This is a genomic window from Bartonella sp. AP9QHHD (assembly GCF_042195625.1).
Classification (GTDB): domain Bacteria; phylum Pseudomonadota; class Alphaproteobacteria; order Rhizobiales; family Rhizobiaceae; genus Bartonella.
On sequence record NZ_JBHIOP010000123.1, the window covers coordinates 1 to 1,189 of the forward strand.

General features: G+C 43.7%; 1 protein-coding gene. It reads right to left on the minus strand.

Annotation, left to right across the window (positions count from 1 at the left end):
• Positions 1-12 precede the first annotated feature (12 nt).
• Complete coding sequence (tuf, locus tag ACFIK4_RS10170; protein ID WP_012755022.1) at positions 13-1,188, minus strand: elongation factor Tu; 1,176 nt, start codon at positions 1,186-1,188, stop codon at positions 13-15.
• Between the last annotated feature and the right edge of the window lies 1 nt (position 1,189).

Consider the following 1,189-nt stretch of genomic DNA (forward strand, 5'->3'; position numbering starts at 1 on the left):
AACAAGCATTATTTATTCAATGATCTTAGAGACGATACCGGCACCAACAGTACGACCACCTTCACGAATAGCAAAACGAAGTTTCTCTTCCATCGCTATCGGAACGATCAACGAAACATCCATCGCAACATTGTCACCTGGCATAACCATTTCCGTTCCTTCTGGAAGCGTAACAATACCTGTAACATCCGTCGTACGGAAGTAAAACTGAGGACGATAATTCGTGAAAAATGGTGTATGACGTCCACCTTCATCTTTTGTCAAAATGTAAGCTTCTGCTTTAAAACGTGTATGAGGTGTAACGGATCCTGGCTTCGCCAATACTTGACCACGCTCAATCCCTTCACGGTCAACACCACGTAGCAGAGCCCCTATATTATCACCCGCTTGACCTTGATCCAAAAGCTTGCGGAACATTTCAACGCCTGTAACCGTCGTCTTAGACGTTGGACGAATACCGATAATCTCGATTTCCTCTCCAACTTTAATAACACCACGCTCAACACGACCCGTAACAACGGTTCCACGACCCGAAATCGAAAACACATCCTCTATCGGCATCAAAAATGGTTGATCAACAGGACGTTCAGGGGTTGGAATATAATTATCAACTTCACTCATTAAAAGACGAACAGCATCTTCACCAATGCTTTTATCCTTATCCTCAAGAGCGGCCAACGCAGAACCCTTAACAATTGGTATATCATCGCCTGGGAAATCATATTTGGATAAAAGTTCCCGAACCTCAAGCTCTACAAGCTCCAAAAGTTCTGCATCATCAACCTGATCAACTTTATTAAGAAAAACAACAATTGCTGGAACACCAACCTGACGTGCAAGCAAAATATGCTCACGTGTCTGAGGCATTGGGCCATCAGCTGCTGAAACAACCAAAATAGCACCATCCATCTGTGCTGCCCCTGTGATCATGTTTTTCACATAATCAGCGTGTCCTGGACAATCAACGTGCGCATAGTGACGATTTTCCGTTTCATACTCAACGTGTGCTGTAGAAATAGTAATTCCACGTGCACGTTCCTCTGGCGCAGCGTCAATTTGGTCATAAGCTTTAAATTCACCAAAATATTTCGTAATCGCTGCTGTCAACGAGGTCTTCCCATGATCAACGTGACCAATCGTACCAATATTAACATGCGGTTTTGTTCGTTCAAACTTGCTCTTCGCCATT